At 63.0% G+C, this 13,437-nt stretch carries 12 protein-coding genes; 2 read left to right on the top strand and 10 right to left on the bottom strand.

The annotated features are described in order from the left end of the window. Positions 1-35: 35 nt before the first annotated feature. From FJ548_RS28440 to FJ548_RS28415, 6 genes are all read right to left on the bottom strand, one after another. Positions 36-974 carry an ABC transporter substrate-binding protein gene (locus FJ548_RS28440; RefSeq protein ID WP_140612140.1) on the bottom strand — a complete coding sequence of 313 codons (939 nt, stop codon included), beginning with the start codon at positions 972-974 and terminating at the stop codon, positions 36-38. An 86-nt stretch (positions 975-1,060) separates the two neighbouring features. Beyond that, a complete protein-coding gene (locus FJ548_RS28435) occupies positions 1,061-1,888 on the bottom strand; it encodes an SDR family NAD(P)-dependent oxidoreductase (protein ID WP_140612142.1) in 828 nt (275 codons plus the stop codon). A 51-nt stretch (positions 1,889-1,939) separates the two neighbouring features. After that, the gene (locus tag FJ548_RS28430; RefSeq protein WP_140612144.1) at positions 1,940-2,719 is read right to left on the bottom strand and encodes a glucose 1-dehydrogenase; all 780 of its coding nucleotides are present in this window, start codon (positions 2,717-2,719) and stop codon (positions 1,940-1,942) included. After that, a complete protein-coding gene (locus tag FJ548_RS28425) occupies positions 2,719-3,225 on the bottom strand; it encodes an acetone carboxylase subunit gamma (protein ID WP_140612146.1) in 507 nt (168 codons plus the stop codon). The genes FJ548_RS28430 and FJ548_RS28425 overlap by 1 nt, the downstream gene beginning before the upstream one ends. Then, positions 3,222-5,426 carry a hydantoinase B/oxoprolinase family protein gene (locus FJ548_RS28420; RefSeq protein ID WP_140612148.1) on the bottom strand — a complete coding sequence of 735 codons (2,205 nt, stop codon included), beginning with the start codon at positions 5,424-5,426 and terminating at the stop codon, positions 3,222-3,224. The genes FJ548_RS28425 and FJ548_RS28420 overlap by 4 nt, the downstream gene beginning before the upstream one ends. A 14-nt stretch (positions 5,427-5,440) precedes the next feature. Beyond that, positions 5,441-7,582, bottom strand: a complete 2,142-nt coding sequence (locus tag FJ548_RS28415) for a hydantoinase/oxoprolinase family protein (protein ID WP_140779623.1) — start codon at positions 7,580-7,582, stop codon at positions 5,441-5,443. A gap of 110 nt (positions 7,583-7,692) precedes the next feature. Here FJ548_RS28415 and FJ548_RS28410 point away from each other — a divergent pair, with 110 nt between their 5' ends. Next, a complete protein-coding gene (locus tag FJ548_RS28410) occupies positions 7,693-8,475 on the top strand; it encodes a helix-turn-helix transcriptional regulator (protein WP_140779622.1) in 783 nt (260 codons plus the stop codon). A gap of 146 nt (positions 8,476-8,621) precedes the next feature. Here FJ548_RS28410 and FJ548_RS28405 read toward each other — a convergent pair whose 3' ends face one another. Further along, positions 8,622-9,680, bottom strand: a complete 1,059-nt coding sequence (locus FJ548_RS28405; protein ID WP_140779621.1) for an ornithine cyclodeaminase — start codon at positions 9,678-9,680, stop codon at positions 8,622-8,624. Then, a complete protein-coding gene (gene rocF, locus FJ548_RS28400; RefSeq protein ID WP_140612156.1) occupies positions 9,680-10,612 on the bottom strand; it encodes an arginase in 933 nt (310 codons plus the stop codon). The genes FJ548_RS28405 and rocF overlap by 1 nt, the downstream gene beginning before the upstream one ends. Before the next feature lie 135 nt (positions 10,613-10,747). Here rocF and FJ548_RS28395 point away from each other — a divergent pair, with 135 nt between their 5' ends. After that, positions 10,748-11,188: an Lrp/AsnC family transcriptional regulator gene (locus FJ548_RS28395; RefSeq protein ID WP_140612158.1), complete on the top strand. Its 441-nt coding sequence runs from the start codon at positions 10,748-10,750 to the stop codon at positions 11,186-11,188. Positions 11,189-11,467: 279 nt separating this feature from the next. On the opposite strand, the gene FJ548_RS28390 is transcribed toward FJ548_RS28395, so the two are convergent. After that, entirely contained in the window at positions 11,468-12,553 is a 1,086-nt protein-coding gene (locus tag FJ548_RS28390) for a maleylacetate reductase (protein ID WP_140779620.1), read from the bottom strand. Between the two features lie 18 nt (positions 12,554-12,571). Beyond that, the coding region (locus FJ548_RS28385) for a LysR family transcriptional regulator (protein ID WP_140779619.1) at positions 12,572-13,437 on the bottom strand (866 nt) is incomplete at its 5' end.

Below are 13,437 nucleotides of genomic sequence, written 5' to 3'. Positions count from 1 at the left end.
TTCTCGTCAGTGCCTGGGCAAGGCATGGGCCGAGATCACCCCTTGGCCGCGTCGACCCAGGGTTTCCACACCGCTTCGTTCTTGTCGAGCCAATCCTTGACGACGGCGTCGAGGTCCTTGCCCTGCTTGTCGACCGCCAGCATCATCTTCTGCTGCTCGGTGGCATCCATCTTGAATGCCTTGAGGAAGGCATAGGCGGCAGGCCATTTGGCGCCGAAGCCGGACCAGACGATCTTGTCGACATCGGGTGGCGTGATGCAATGTTCGTTGGTCTTGTCTTTACAGGGCGGCATGGTGATCCAGCCGACATCGTTTTCGGCCAGCGCGTAGTGCGGCCCCCAGAACATCATCACCAGCGGTGACTTGGCGGCTTCCGAGGCCTCGAGTTCGGCGACCAGCGCGCCTTCCGAGCCGGCCGGCACGGCGGTGTACTGCATGTTGTTGTCGGCCAGAATAGTCGCGGCTCGCGAACCCCAGTCGGCCGGATAGTCGAGGAAGCGGCCGTTGGGCGCGGTCTCGGGTGTCGACAGCGCCTGGATGCACTCCGGCTTGTTCAGCGCGTTCCAATCCGGCAGGCCGGGGCAGACCTTCTCCATGAACTTTGGATAGATCCAGCCCTCCTGCGTCTTCAGATCCAGCTTGCCGATGTCCTCGATCTTCTTTTCGGCCAGCACTTTGGGATAGATGTCGCCGACATTGTTCAGCCAGATTTCGACCGAGGCACTCAGCGTGCCGTCGGCAAGGCCGGAGAATTGCGGGAAGTTGCCGGCGGTGACGTATTCGACCTTGTAGCCGAGCTTTTGAAGCAACTGCCCGGCGATGTGCGTAGACACATGCGATCCGGTCCATTCGAGCATGGCGAGCTTGATCGGCTCGTCCTTGGCGCCGAGGTCGGCGGCTCGTCCCTGAGCGGTTACAGCAAGCAGAAGCGCCAGCCCGACGCCGGCGCCTTTCAAGGCATTTGTTCTTGTCATGTCAGTTCCCCTGTCGGTTGGACTTTTTTATTCCTACTTTTTGCCGACCTCCTCCCATGAAGGCCCGCAGCCATCTCGCGCGGATGCTACCATAATGCTCCGCCGGTGATCTGAATGTTTTCCATGGTGATGCCCTTGGCGATATCCGAGCAGAGGAAGACGGCAAGTGCTGCGATCTCCTCCGGCTGCATCATGCGGCCCTGAGGATTGCTCTTCCTGAATTCGTCCATGACATCCTCGGCGCTGCGCCCCTTGCCTTCGCGCTCGACGACCTGCGCCACGTTGCGGCGCATCAGTTCGGTCTCGACCCAGGTAGGGCTGATCATGACGCAGGTGACGCCATGCGCCGCGCCTTCCAGCGCCACGCAACGGGTCAGGCCGAGCAACCCGGCCTTGGAGGCGCAATAGGCCGGATTGTCCTTCCAGCCGACGGTGGCGGCGGTCGAGCCGATGTTGACGATGCGGCCCCAGCCACGTTCGATCATGCTCGGCAGCACGGCGCGGGTGGCTCGGAAGGCGCCAGTCAGATTGGTGTCGACGATCTTGTCCCACAGCGCGTCGGAATGACCGCAGACCGGTTGCTCCGCGGTGGTGCCGGCCGCGTTGACCAGAATGTCGGCCGGACCGATGGCGGCCTGGGCCTCGGCCGCGAAAAGGTTGGTCACGTCGCTGTCACGCACATCCAGATGGGCAGCATAAACTTTGATGCCATGAGCCGACAGGGCCGAACACACGCGCTCGGTCTCATCGGCGCCGGGATAATAGGCGGCATCGGATCTGTCGTTGCCGGGTGGCGCGATGTAGGAGCCCACGGCGATGTTGGCGCCGGCCCTTGCCAAGGCGGTGGCAATCGCAAAACCCATTCCGGAGAACCCGCCGGTGACGATCGCGCTGCGGCCGGAAAGGTTTGTCATCAGGCGAGATCTCCACAAGGTTTGGTGCGGGCGGCAAGGCCGGGCGGGAATTCACACGGCAAGATAGCCTCCATCGACGACCATCTCGGAGCCGGTGACGAATTTCGATTCATCCGAAGCGAGGTAGAGGACCATGTAGGCGATGTCGTCGGGCTCGCCGAGGAAGCCGATCGGGTGGCGCGACAGCGCCTTGGCCTTTTCCTGGTCGAGCGTGCCGAGATCGCGCAGATAGTTTTCGGTCTGCGGCGTCCAGATGTAGCCGGGGTGGATGGAGTTGCAGCGGATGCCGTAGCGCTTTTCGGCACAGTGCACGGCGACCGCCTTGGTCAGCGTGCGCACGCCACCCTTGGAGGCGCAATAGGCGGCAAGTTCGGCCTCGCCGATGATGCCGTCGATGGACGACAGGTTGACGATCGAACCGCCGCCAGAACGCTTCATCAGCTTGATGCCTTCCTGGCAACCGAGGAAGACACCGTCGAGGTTGATGGCCATGGTCCGCCGCCATTCGGCAAGCGTGGTGTCTTCGATGTTTTTGGCAATCGCGATGCCGGCATTGTTGACCAGAACGTCGAGCCGCCCGAACCGCCCCTCGATCGCGGCCATGACGGAAGGCCAGTCCTCCGGCTTCGAGACATCGTGGCGAAGTGCCAGTGCCTGGCCGCCCGCCTTCTCGATCCGCATCGCCGTATCGGCGGCAAGCGCCTCATCGATGTCGCTGACGGCCAGCGTCGCGCCTTCCGCCGCCAAAAGCAGCGCGGACGCCCGCCCAAGGCCAAGACCGGCCCCGGTGACGAGCGCTACCTTGTCTGCAACGCGACCTGTTTTCGCCATCAGCTTCCCTTGTTCATTGACTCCAGCGGCCTGCCCAGCCAGTCGCGGTAGAATCCTTCGAGGTCCGGTTCGAAATCGTGCACGATGGGATAGCCAGGTGCGGCAGCCTCCACCTCGTGCATAGTGCCGCATTGCGGGCAGATGAACTCGCGGATCTCCATCCATTCGGGATCCGGCAGATCGCTGTTGGGATAGATCTCGCGCAGTGACTCTTCGGTATTGCGCACGATGATCGAGGCCTTCAGCTTCCAGTTCTTGCGGTAGTCGCCAAAGGAGTGGCCGCACTCGCACCGGGTCACCCGCTCGTCGCCGCTCTGGCAGATGAACAGGTGATCGGAGACCGGCAGCAGGATTGGATCCTTCCAGCCGACGCGGTCCTGCAGCACGGCGACATATTTGAAGAAGCGGTCGTCGTCCTTGTAGGCGCTCATGACGCGGCGCGTCTGCGGCCAGGGCAGCGTGCCCGCGACCAGATCGGCGATGACTTCCTTGCTGTACGAGGTCATGGCTTTGCTCCCGGCATGAAGATCGATCTGGCGTCGACGTTCCAGAACGCGCTGAAATCCTTGGTGAAGCGCGGCGACAGCTTGATCGCGCTGGCATACATTTTCTTCACCTCAGGTGCGAAGTCGGCCTTTTCGACCCGGACACGCTCCTTCGCGATCCACTCCGATACCGGCCTTGCCTGGGCGAGCCGCTTCGCGCGCATCTCGGCGCGGTGGCGCTTGGTGGCCTCCAGGTTAGCGACAGGATAGCCATCCGCATCCTCATCCAGCATGATGCCGAAGATGCCTTCGGCGGCTTCGCGGGTGAGATAGCCGTTCTCGACATCCGATGCCGTCTTGATCGGATCGCGCTCCAGCACGTCGCCATAGCCGCCGCCGCCATTGTAGGAATGGGTGAAGACATCGCCGGTCTTGTGCGGCGCGGTGATGTAGGGGCCTTCCATGGTCACATGCTCGCCCTGCAGCCGGACTTCGAGTTCGGACCGGTGAGGGTTGGTGCCGGTGTGATGTGCCAGCGGCGCGCCCTTTTCAGCCAGTTCGAAGATGTTCGAGTCGCGCACGGCTCGGTGCTTCTGGCAGGTCGGCGCCGGATAGCCGCCGCACATGCCGCCATTGTCGAAGACGCGCGAGGAATGCTCGGAAGTGACCAGCCTGAGATGGTCGGTCTTGCTGACCAGCCATGTCGACAGGAAGGAGCAGCCGCCGCGATATTTGCCGGCGCCGCCAGAATTGGGGACGATGGAGCGGCCGATATAGACCATCGGCATGTTCTGTTCCCAGATTTCGATATTGCCCATGTCGGATTCAGGATTCCAGCCGACATAAGCGGTGTCGAGCCCATCCTTGATGGCGAGCGCGCCGGAGCCGGCGGCGGCGCATTCGAAATGTGCCATGCCGAACAGCGAGCCGTACTGGCTGGTGCCGCCCATCTCGATCATCGGGCTGTTGACCTGGCCGACGAAGGCTTCTTCGACGAAACCGCGGGCGATAAACGAGCGCGACAACAGGCGCTGGAAGACGCCATAGGCGGGCAGCAGCAGCGCCCATGAGGTGGCTGTCGCCACCATCTCGTTGTCCGGATTGGTCCAGGTGCCGTGCGGCAGCTTCAGTTCGGTCGCCATCCAGGCGCCGTCATTGACCAGGCCCTCGAAATTCATGTGCTGGGTCAGCGTCACGAACATGCCGCCGTCCATGCCGGCCGGCGTGCAGTTCATCGAGTGGTAACCCCAGGGCTGCGTGCCCTCGAAGTCCATGATGATCTTGCCATCGGTGGTGATCTCCATCTCGATCGGCATATTGTAAAGCCAGTCGGGGTCACCGAGCGGCTGATAACCCGGCTTGCCCGCGGTGACATGGCCGTAGAAGGTGTGGCCACGATAGATGCCCGGCACGGTCAGCTGGCGGGTGCGGGCAAGCTGGGCGCGGCGGCCCTCCTCGATGAATTCCTTCGAGATCTTCATCCAGTAGTCGAGGCCGATGTCGTCGATCAGCGCCTTGACGCTTTCGCGCATATCGATACAGGAGGCGACCTTGGCCTTCTCGTCCAGCACCCAGTAGATCGGCATGCGCAGATTGCGCTCGCAGCGGATCACGTAGTCGCGCCGCAGCTCGTCGTTCTTGCCGACCTTTTCGGCGCAGACGAACAGGCCCTCGGTGAAGCGCTCCTGCGCCAATGCCACGTCGCCACCGGGCGTGATGCCGCCGGCCTCGAGCTCGTGGCAGACGGCGCCGGCCCAGCCGACGAGCTTGCCCGAATGAAAGATCGGCACCACGTCCATCACATCAGGCACCTGGACGGTGCCGATGAAGGCGTCGTTGTTGGCGAAGATATCGCCGTCGACAATGCCAGGATTCTCTTCGTAGCCTTGTCTGATCATCCATTTGATGAAGCGGCTCATCGTGTGCACATGCACCATGATGCCGTTGGAGAGCGCGATAGCATCGCCTTCCGGCGTGTAGATGGCGACCACCATCTCGCCGACCTCGCGCACGCCGGGCGAGGCCGAGATGCGGCGCGCCATTTCGCGTGCCGACACGCAGTAGGCGCGCAGCTTGGTGTGCAGCGTCTCGAATTTCAGCGGATCCTGGTTGCGCAGCGAAAGTTCCGTGATGCCGTCGTAGCAGCCGGTCTCTTCCATGAGCCGTTCGGATTCGATTAGCCGCTCGCGGATGCGCAGGGCGGAAGCGGGTTTGTCCAGCATGGCGTTCGCCCTTCTCAAGCGTGGGTATAGTGCAGCAGCGTCCACTCATCGACATGGACACGGTCTTGCGGATGGACGACGAGCGTCGTGGCGGGGTGTTCGATGATGGCCGGGCCGATCACCTCATGACCGGGCTGCAGAAGGTCCATCTCGTAGAGGTTGGCCTTGTGCCAGCGGCCGCCAATATAGACCTCCCGAACGCCCTTATGGGCCGATGCCGGATCGGACTTGCCGAGCGGGCGCTTCAAGAGCACAGGCTTGACCTTGTCGGCGGTGGCGATGAGCCCGAGCTCCGTGATCGAGAAGCCGGCTTCGCCGTAGCGTGAGACGCGATGGTTTACCTTTGCGTAGACCGCCTCGAATTCGTCGATCACCTTGCGCATGTCGTCGGCCGAGTTGATGGCCGACAGCGGCGCCATCACCTCGACGTCCTCGAGCTGGCCGGTATAGCGCATCATCAGGAACGGCACGGTCTTGACCTTGTCCCTGCTATGGCCATCGGCGATCATCTCATCGACCGCCGCCTTGGTGAGATCGTCCCAGATGGCGGTGACTTTCGTTCCGAAGGCCACCAGCTGGTCATCGCTTGCGCGCGCGCCGATATCGATCTGCGTCGACACCGAGTGACGGCGCATGAAATCCGCCGTGGTGCAGCCGAAGGCGGAGAAGGCGGCGGCGAACTGAAAGGTGATGATGTCCTTGAAACCGATTCCGCGCGAGCAGCCGGCCAGGTGCAGCGGACCCGAGCCGCCATAGGAGAGCAGCGTGAACTCCGACGGATGGATGCCCTGGCCCGAGATGACGCGGCGGAGCGCGTTGTTGGCGTCGGCCTCCAGCATGTCGATCATGCCTTCGGCTGCCTCCTCCACGCCGACGCCAAGCAGACGGGAACACTTTTCCTCGAAGGCCTTGCGCGCCTTCTCGACCTGCAACACGACCTTGCCGCCGAGGAAGTAATGCGGGTTGAGACGGCCGAGGATGGCGTCGCAATCGGCGATGGTGGGCTCCGTGCCGCCCTTGGCGAAGCAGATCGGGCCGGGATCGGAACCGGCGCTTTCCGGTCCGAGGGAGACTTTCCTGGTCAGCGGGTCGACCTTGAGGATCATGCCCGCACCCGCGCCGATCGTGTCGAGATGCAGCGTCGGCACGTTGAGCTTGAAACGGTCCATCAGCGGCTCGTTCTCGATCCGCGTCTGGCCGCGCGTGATGACGCCCATGTCGAAGGAGGTGCCGCCCATATCCGAGCAGATCAACGAGTCGTTGCCGATCAGCTTGCCGACATAGGCTGCGCCCAGAATGCCGCCGATCGGGCCGGAAATCATGGTCTCGTGCAGGCGCGGATGGTTGATCGAGGTCAGGCCGCCGAAAGAAAGCAGCGTCTGCACGCCATATTTGAAGCCATATTTCTTCGAAACGTCCTCGATGCCCTTGAGCTGCTTGCGGCCGCGCGAGGTGGCGTAGGCCTCGATCAGCACCGAGTTCAGCCGTGACTGTTCGCGGATGACGGGGCGGACCTCGTGGCTGGTGTAGACCAGGATTTCGGCGCCGGCGGCGACGATCTCCTCGCGGCAGATCTCGGCGATGCGCTTTTCGTGCGCCGGGTTGACGTGCGAGAACACGGTCATGATGCAGATCGCCTCGACCTTGTCGGCGATCAGTCTCTTCGCGGCGGCATGAACCTCGTGCTCGTAGAGCGGCAGGATGACGTCGCCGAACTGGTCGATGCGCTCGGTGACGCCATGGGTGCGGCGGCGCGGCACCAGCGGATCGGGATGGTGATGCGTCACCGCATGCAGCCGGTCGGCATAGGAATAATCCGCCCAGGCCTGCAGGCCACGGCCCATCAGGATCATGTCCTCGAGGCCCTTGGTGGTGATCAGGCCAAGCTTGCGGCCGGTGCGCGACAACAGCGTGTTGAGCATGCCGGTGCCGGAGTAGAGCACCACATTGACGCCGGAAAAGAGGTCCTGCAGCGAGATGCCCCAGGCGTCGGCCGCGTCCTCGGCCGAAGCGAGGAAGCCCTCGGCCTCGTTCTTTGGCGTGGTCGCCGATTTGCCGATCTTGAAGTGGCCGTCCTGATCGACAAGGATGGTGTCGGTCATGGTGCCGCCGGCGTCGATGCCGATAACGATGGGGTTGGTGGTGATCTGGTCCACGGGTCGCCTTCCCTTGCCGAAAGTGACCACAGGCTAGATTCGACGGGCCGGTTCGCGCCATATGCCTAAAGGCACAATGACGACGAGGGGCTCGTCGCCGACAAAGAGGCATGCGCATGGGCAATATCTGGGCGCCGCTCGCCAAGGCGATCGCCGCTACCGGCACGGACAGGCATGTCGATTGCCTGATCGACCTGATCGGCGCGGACATCGAGCACGACCTCGTCACGGTGACGCGCTACTCGACGACGCAGACACCGGAATTCGTGAAGCACCGGCGCTTCTCAGATGAAATGGTCCGGCGCTATCTGGACAACTACTATGTATTCGACCCGTTCTATGCCTCGTGGCGGCGCGAGCGCCGGTTGGGCATCATGCCGCTCAAGCGACTGGCGGATGACGAGGCCAAGCGCGGCCAGTACATAGCCGGCTTCCTGGCGCAGTCGGAAATCTGCGACGAGGTCGGCATCATGCTGGCCGATGGCGGCGACTGGTGCCTTGGCATCTTCCTCGATCGCTCGACCAGTTCGTTCAAGGAAAGCGAGATCGCCTTGCTGGACGAACGGCTGCCGGTGTTCGAAGCACTGCACGCGCTCGACATCAAGGCGCACGGAGCCGAGTTTTCCCGCACGTCAGCGCCGACAAGCCCCGGCGCTTCACCGCGACAGAAACCGACAATTCCCGTTAGCCTGTGGCCGGAACTCTCGCCCAGGGAAAGGGAGCTCGTGCAACTCATCCTGGCCGGCCACCCGACCGCCAACATCGCCGAGCGGCTCGGCATCACGGTGGGCACGGTCAAGAACCATCGCCGCCGCATCTACGAAAAGCTCGACATAACGACTGAGCGAGAGCTTTTTCTCCAATTCTTTCAGCACCGCGATCCAGAAATCTGACTGGACCAGAAATGAGCTGTATCGCAGGAAGACGATCGGAGCGAACCGGTCTTCGGTCAACCGCAGCGGGCAGGACGGATTTGACAGCAACGTCGCGGCCGCCCAGTTCATCGGGATAGGTGAAATTCGGGTTACCTTGGATACCCTCAAGCCGCCGGCTGCATGGCCGCCCTCAGCAACATGCCAAACAGGTCGCGTGGCTCATCGGGATCGGCGAGCAGGTCGAGTTCCTCGTAGAGGCCGGTGGCTTGCAGTTGGTCGCGTACATAGCGCAGCGCCGAAAAATCCTCGATCGCGAAGCCGACCGAATCGAACAGCGTGATCTGCTTGGCGTCTCGGCGGCCTTGGGCCTTGGTGGTGATTACTTGCCAGAGTTCGGTCACGGGATGGTCGGAGTCCAGTTGCTGGATCTCGCCTTCGATGCGTGTCTGCGGCGGGAACTCGACGAAAATATCCGAGCGCACCAGGATATCCTTGTGCAGTTCGGTCTTGCCGGGACAATCGCCGCCGACAGCGTTGATGTGGACGCCGGAGCCGACCATGTTGTCGGTGAGAATCGTGGCGTTCTGCTTGTCGGCGGTAACGGTCGTGATGATCCCGGCCCCTTCAACCGCTTCCTGCCCGGTCCCGCAGATCGTGATATCGAATCCCATGCCTGAAAGGTTCTTCGCGCATTTCAGCGAGGCGGACCGATCGATGTCGTAAAGCCTGAGCCGGTCGATGCCTGTGAGCGCCTTGAAGGCAATCGCCTGAAATTCCGATTGGGCGCCATTGCCGATGATGGCCATGGTGCGCGCGCCGCTCGGCGCCAGATACTTGGCCGCGACAGCGGAGGTGGCAGCGGTGCGCAGCGCGGTCAGGATGGTCATTTCGGTGAGCAGCATCGGGTAACCGCTGCCAACATCGGCGAGTACGCCGAACGCCGTGACCGTCTGCAAGCCTTGGCGCATGTTCTTGGGATGGCCATTGACGTATTTGAAGCCGTAGAGGCGCCCATCGCTTGTCGGCATCAGCTCGATGACGCCGTCATGGCTATGCGAGGCGATGCGCGGTGTCTTGTCGAACAGTTCCCAGCGACGGAAGTCTTCCTCGATGTAGCTTGCAAGCTCGGTCAGGAAGCGCTCGACACCGATGGCATTCACCAGCTTCATCATGCGGTCGACGCTGACGAAGGGGACGATGTTCAGCTTTGCCGTGGTCGTCATCAAAAACTCCCGGAATGGCTGCGGGTGGGGCGGTCCATGATGCGGCGACCCATCAGGCTCGCGGTCAGGTCGACCATCAGCGTCGCGGTTCGGCCCCGCTCGTCCAGAAAGGGATTCAACTCGACCAGGTCGAGGCTGGAAACGAGACCGCTGTCGGACAGCATCTCCATCACCAGATGCGCCTCGCGAAAAGTGGCACCGCCGGGAACGGTGGTGCCGACCGCCGGGGCGATAGACGGGTCGAGGAAGTCGACATCGAGGCTGACATGCAGCAGGCCGTCTTCCGCCGACACGCGCGCCAGGAAAGCGCGCAGCAACGGAGCGATGCCATGCTCATCGATGGCGCGCATATCGTGCACGGTTACTCCCGCCTCGTTGAGCGCCGTTCGCTCGGCCGGGTCGACACTGCGCAGGCCCATGGTGCAGATACGCGAGGGATCGACCGCTGCCGGCAGATCCGGAAAATAGCCGCGGAAACCCGGCTGGCCGCTGGCATAGGCGAGCGGAACACCGTGCAGGTTGCCGCTGGCGGTGGTGTCGAGCGTGTGGAAGTCCGGATGCGCATCGAGCCACAGAACGAACAGCGGGCGCCCGCTTTCGGCGGCGCGGCGGGCGATGCCCGATACGGTGCCGGCCGAGATCGAATGGTCGCCGCCGAGAAAGATCGGCATGGCATCCTTGCTCGCAGCGTAGGCGGCCTCGGCAATGGCGGATGTCCAGGCCGATACCTCAGGCAGGGCCTTCAGTGCCAGGTTGCCGTGCACGAGGCGTCTTGTCGGAACCGGCTGGACGGCGCCCATATCCTCGACAGTGTGGCCGAGGCCCGACAGCACCTGGGAAAGTCCGGCGGTCCGCAGCGCACTCGGCCCCATTTCACATCCCATTCTGCCAGCGCCGTCCTGCACCGGCGCCCCGACGATTCTGCAACGCATGATTTCTCCTGCTGGCAACCTTGAATGGTCCGGGAAAGAACCATGGCGGCATGGCGACGTGAACATATTAAATTGGCAATCCGGCAAGGCTGTTTTATCATATCGGCACCGATTTTGGTCTAAATGGCAGCACGGATGGATTCTTTAGACGAACGGCTCGTGACCTTGCTTCGCCACGACGGGCGGCGCAGCGTCTCTGATCTGGCCGTGGATCTCGGCGTTTCACGCGCCACGGTCAGGGCGCGTATGGAGCGGCTTGAACGGTCCGGCCAGATCATCGGCTACACGGTCGTGCTCCGCGCCGATGCGGTCGATCAGCGCATTCGGGGTATCATGCTGATCGAGATCGAAGGCCACGCCGCTGATCGGGTGGTGCGCTCGTTAGGGGGCTTCCCCGAGGTCTCGGACATCCACACGACCAATGGCCGCTGGGACCTAGTGGTGGAACTTGGGACGGCCTCGTTGACCGATTTTGATGCTGTATTGCGCCGCATCCGCCTCATTCCCGGCATAACGGGCAGCGAGACGAGCCTGCTCCTGGCAACGCCGCGCACAACTCGGGCACGGCTGGCCTAGCCCTGCGGTTGTCCAAAGCCACCGGCGGCCGCTGTTGGTTCGACAATGACGGCCGGGTTCTTCATTCCCCGAACTTGCGGGTCAGCAGCATGTGCGTGGCGACGGCGAACCCACTGTCTACGGTGAGGCGCGGGTTCAAGCGGCTGGGTACATCGCTGTCCCTGCAAATCGGTCAGGACCGGCGCTCTCGCGCGCTGGTGTGAACGAAACTGGCCAGCCGTTCGGGATCACCGGTGACGTTGTCGTACGGCCGCAGCCATTTGTCCTTGAGACCGTCTTTCAGCCCTTGCCGCCTTGGCTACGGCCCTCCCGGGCCCACGCTGATCTCAGCAGACCTAGGATTTCGTCGCGCATCAGCGGCCGCGGATTCCAATAGGCGGCCGACATTGCAAGATCGGCGGCGCCGGCGAGATCCGCTTCGCGCATTCCGAGGTCACGCAAGGACCGTGGCGCTCCGACGCCGTCCGCGAAGATTGCAAGTGCATGACCAACGTCGCCGTCATCAAAGATTTCGCGTATCGGATCCAGAAGGGCACCCGTGGCGGTCGCGTTGAAAGCGATCGTATAGCGCAGCATTACCGCGTGGGTCTCGGCATGAGGCAGGCCGAAGGAGCCGCCCAGCACATGGCATAGCTTGTGGTGCAAGGCCATGCCGACTTGCCCGAGCACAGTGCCGCACAGCCATGCCCCATAGAGGGTCTCGCCACGCGCCGTGAGATCCCGAGGATTGCGGCAGACGTCCGGCAACGCCCTCCGGAACGCTCGAAGTCCCTCTGTCGCGAGAAGCGTCGATATCGGATTGCGATCGCGCGCATAGAGCCCCTCGGCAGCATGCGCCATGGCGTTGAGCGCGCTTGCCACGGTCGTCGAAACCGGCAGCGAACGAATAAGTTCGGCGTCGTAGAGGATGACCTGGGGCTGCACCCGGGCATCCGTCAACGTCGTCTTGACCCCGTCTTCGGTCTGACCGAGCACCGGAGTGGCTTCGCTGCCGGCATAGGTCGTCGGCAGCACGATTTGCGGCAGCCCGGTTCTCAGTGAAAGCGCCTTGGCAAGCCCAATGGTTGATCCGCCGCCGATCGCGACCAGGCAATCCCCGTCCATTTGTCCAATTTGTAGCATGGCCTCCTGGGTCACCGGCACCGGCGTGTGCATTTGCGCGAGCGGCAGTACGCCTGTGGCGAATTCGGCCATATCCGTCCTCAGGTCGTGCGCCATCGCGACCTGGCCGGGGGTCGAAATTATGATCGCGCGCCTGCAGCCGAGGCGCTCTACCTCGGCGCCGGTGTCATGGCGAACCCCTGGGGCAAACCGGACCCGGACTGCTGCCTGGGAGAATGCGAATTCAGGTAGAAACGATGACATCGGCCTGCTTTCTCCGGCTCAGAACGAGCGGATTTCCTGGATATAAGCTTCGAAAAAATCGGAGAAGGTGGCAACCCGGAGCGGTAGCTTTTCGTAAGGCGGATAGTAGAGCGTGAGCCAGATCTGCGGAGTGCTCCAGTCCGCAAGAACCTCCACCAGCCTTCCAGCGGCGAGATCATCGTCGACGATGAACCGGGGCAAGAGCACGATCCCTTCGCCATTGAGGGCAAGTCGGGCGAGCAGATCGCCACTGTTGGAGCTGAAGACGCCGGTTGCCTTGTGGGTTCGCCGGCCGCCGCCTTTCGAGAGTTCCCAATGCTCGTCGCGCGCATCCGACGCGTAGCTGAGGCAAGCATGCTCCGCCAGATCGTCGGGCGACTGCGGGGTACCGCGGGAGGTCAGATAGTTTGGGGCAGCAACCAGCACCCGCGGCACCTCCCTTATCTTGCGCCAGATGGTCGACTTGTCGACGGGCGGCCCGGAAATCCGGATCGCGAGATCGTAGTCCTCTTCGACGATATCGACGAACCCGTCGGAAAGCGCCAGGGAGACGTGCGTTTGCGGATACAGGGTCACGAATTGCGAGAGCACGGGGGGTAGCACCTTCAGCCCTAGTGAAAGCGGGGCGCTGATGCGGATGCCACCGGACGTTATCCCCTGAGCCTCGCGGGTTTCCTCCGCCGCACGGACGAGACCTTGGGAAAGAGGCGCCACGCGCGCCGCGTAGACGGCTCCAGCGGATGTCAGGGACACCTGCCGCGTCGTGCGTACCAGCAATTGCACGCCGAGCTGCCGTTCAAGCCCGGCGGTGCGCGTCACCGACGCTGGTGTCATGCCGAGCTGGCGAGCCGCGCCGGCGAAACTGCCTCGTTCGGCGACGGCCA

It is taken from the genome of Mesorhizobium sp. B2-4-17 (assembly GCF_006441275.1).
Classification (GTDB): domain Bacteria; phylum Pseudomonadota; class Alphaproteobacteria; order Rhizobiales; family Rhizobiaceae; genus Mesorhizobium.
The sequence above is the reverse complement of the archived record's forward strand: the minus strand, read 5'-3'. Positions and strand labels throughout refer to the sequence as shown.

Excerpts from the sequence above, each read along its gene's own strand:
- rocF (WP_140612156.1), bottom strand. The coding sequence starts at position 10,612 with ATGCGTTGCAGAATCGTCGGGGCGCCGGTGCAGGACGGCGCTGGCAGA.
- FJ548_RS28435 (WP_140612142.1), bottom strand. The coding sequence starts at position 1,888 with ATGACAAACCTTTCCGGCCGCAGCGCGATCGTCACCGGCGGGTTCTCC.
- FJ548_RS28405 (WP_140779621.1), bottom strand. The coding sequence starts at position 9,680 with ATGACGACCACGGCAAAGCTGAACATCGTCCCCTTCGTCAGCGTCGAC.
- FJ548_RS28390 (WP_140779620.1), bottom strand. The coding sequence starts at position 12,553 with ATGTCATCGTTTCTACCTGAATTCGCATTCTCCCAGGCAGCAGTCCGG.
- FJ548_RS28395 (WP_140612158.1), top strand. The coding sequence starts at position 10,748 with ATGGATTCTTTAGACGAACGGCTCGTGACCTTGCTTCGCCACGACGGG.
- FJ548_RS28425 (WP_140612146.1), bottom strand. The coding sequence starts at position 3,225 with ATGACCTCGTACAGCAAGGAAGTCATCGCCGATCTGGTCGCGGGCACG.
- FJ548_RS28440 (WP_140612140.1), bottom strand. The coding sequence starts at position 974 with ATGACAAGAACAAATGCCTTGAAAGGCGCCGGCGTCGGGCTGGCGCTT.
- FJ548_RS28430 (WP_140612144.1), bottom strand. The coding sequence starts at position 2,719 with ATGGCGAAAACAGGTCGCGTTGCAGACAAGGTAGCGCTCGTCACCGGG.
- FJ548_RS28410 (WP_140779622.1), top strand. The coding sequence starts at position 7,693 with ATGCGCATGGGCAATATCTGGGCGCCGCTCGCCAAGGCGATCGCCGCT.
- FJ548_RS28420 (WP_140612148.1), bottom strand. The coding sequence starts at position 5,426 with ATGCTGGACAAACCCGCTTCCGCCCTGCGCATCCGCGAGCGGCTAATC.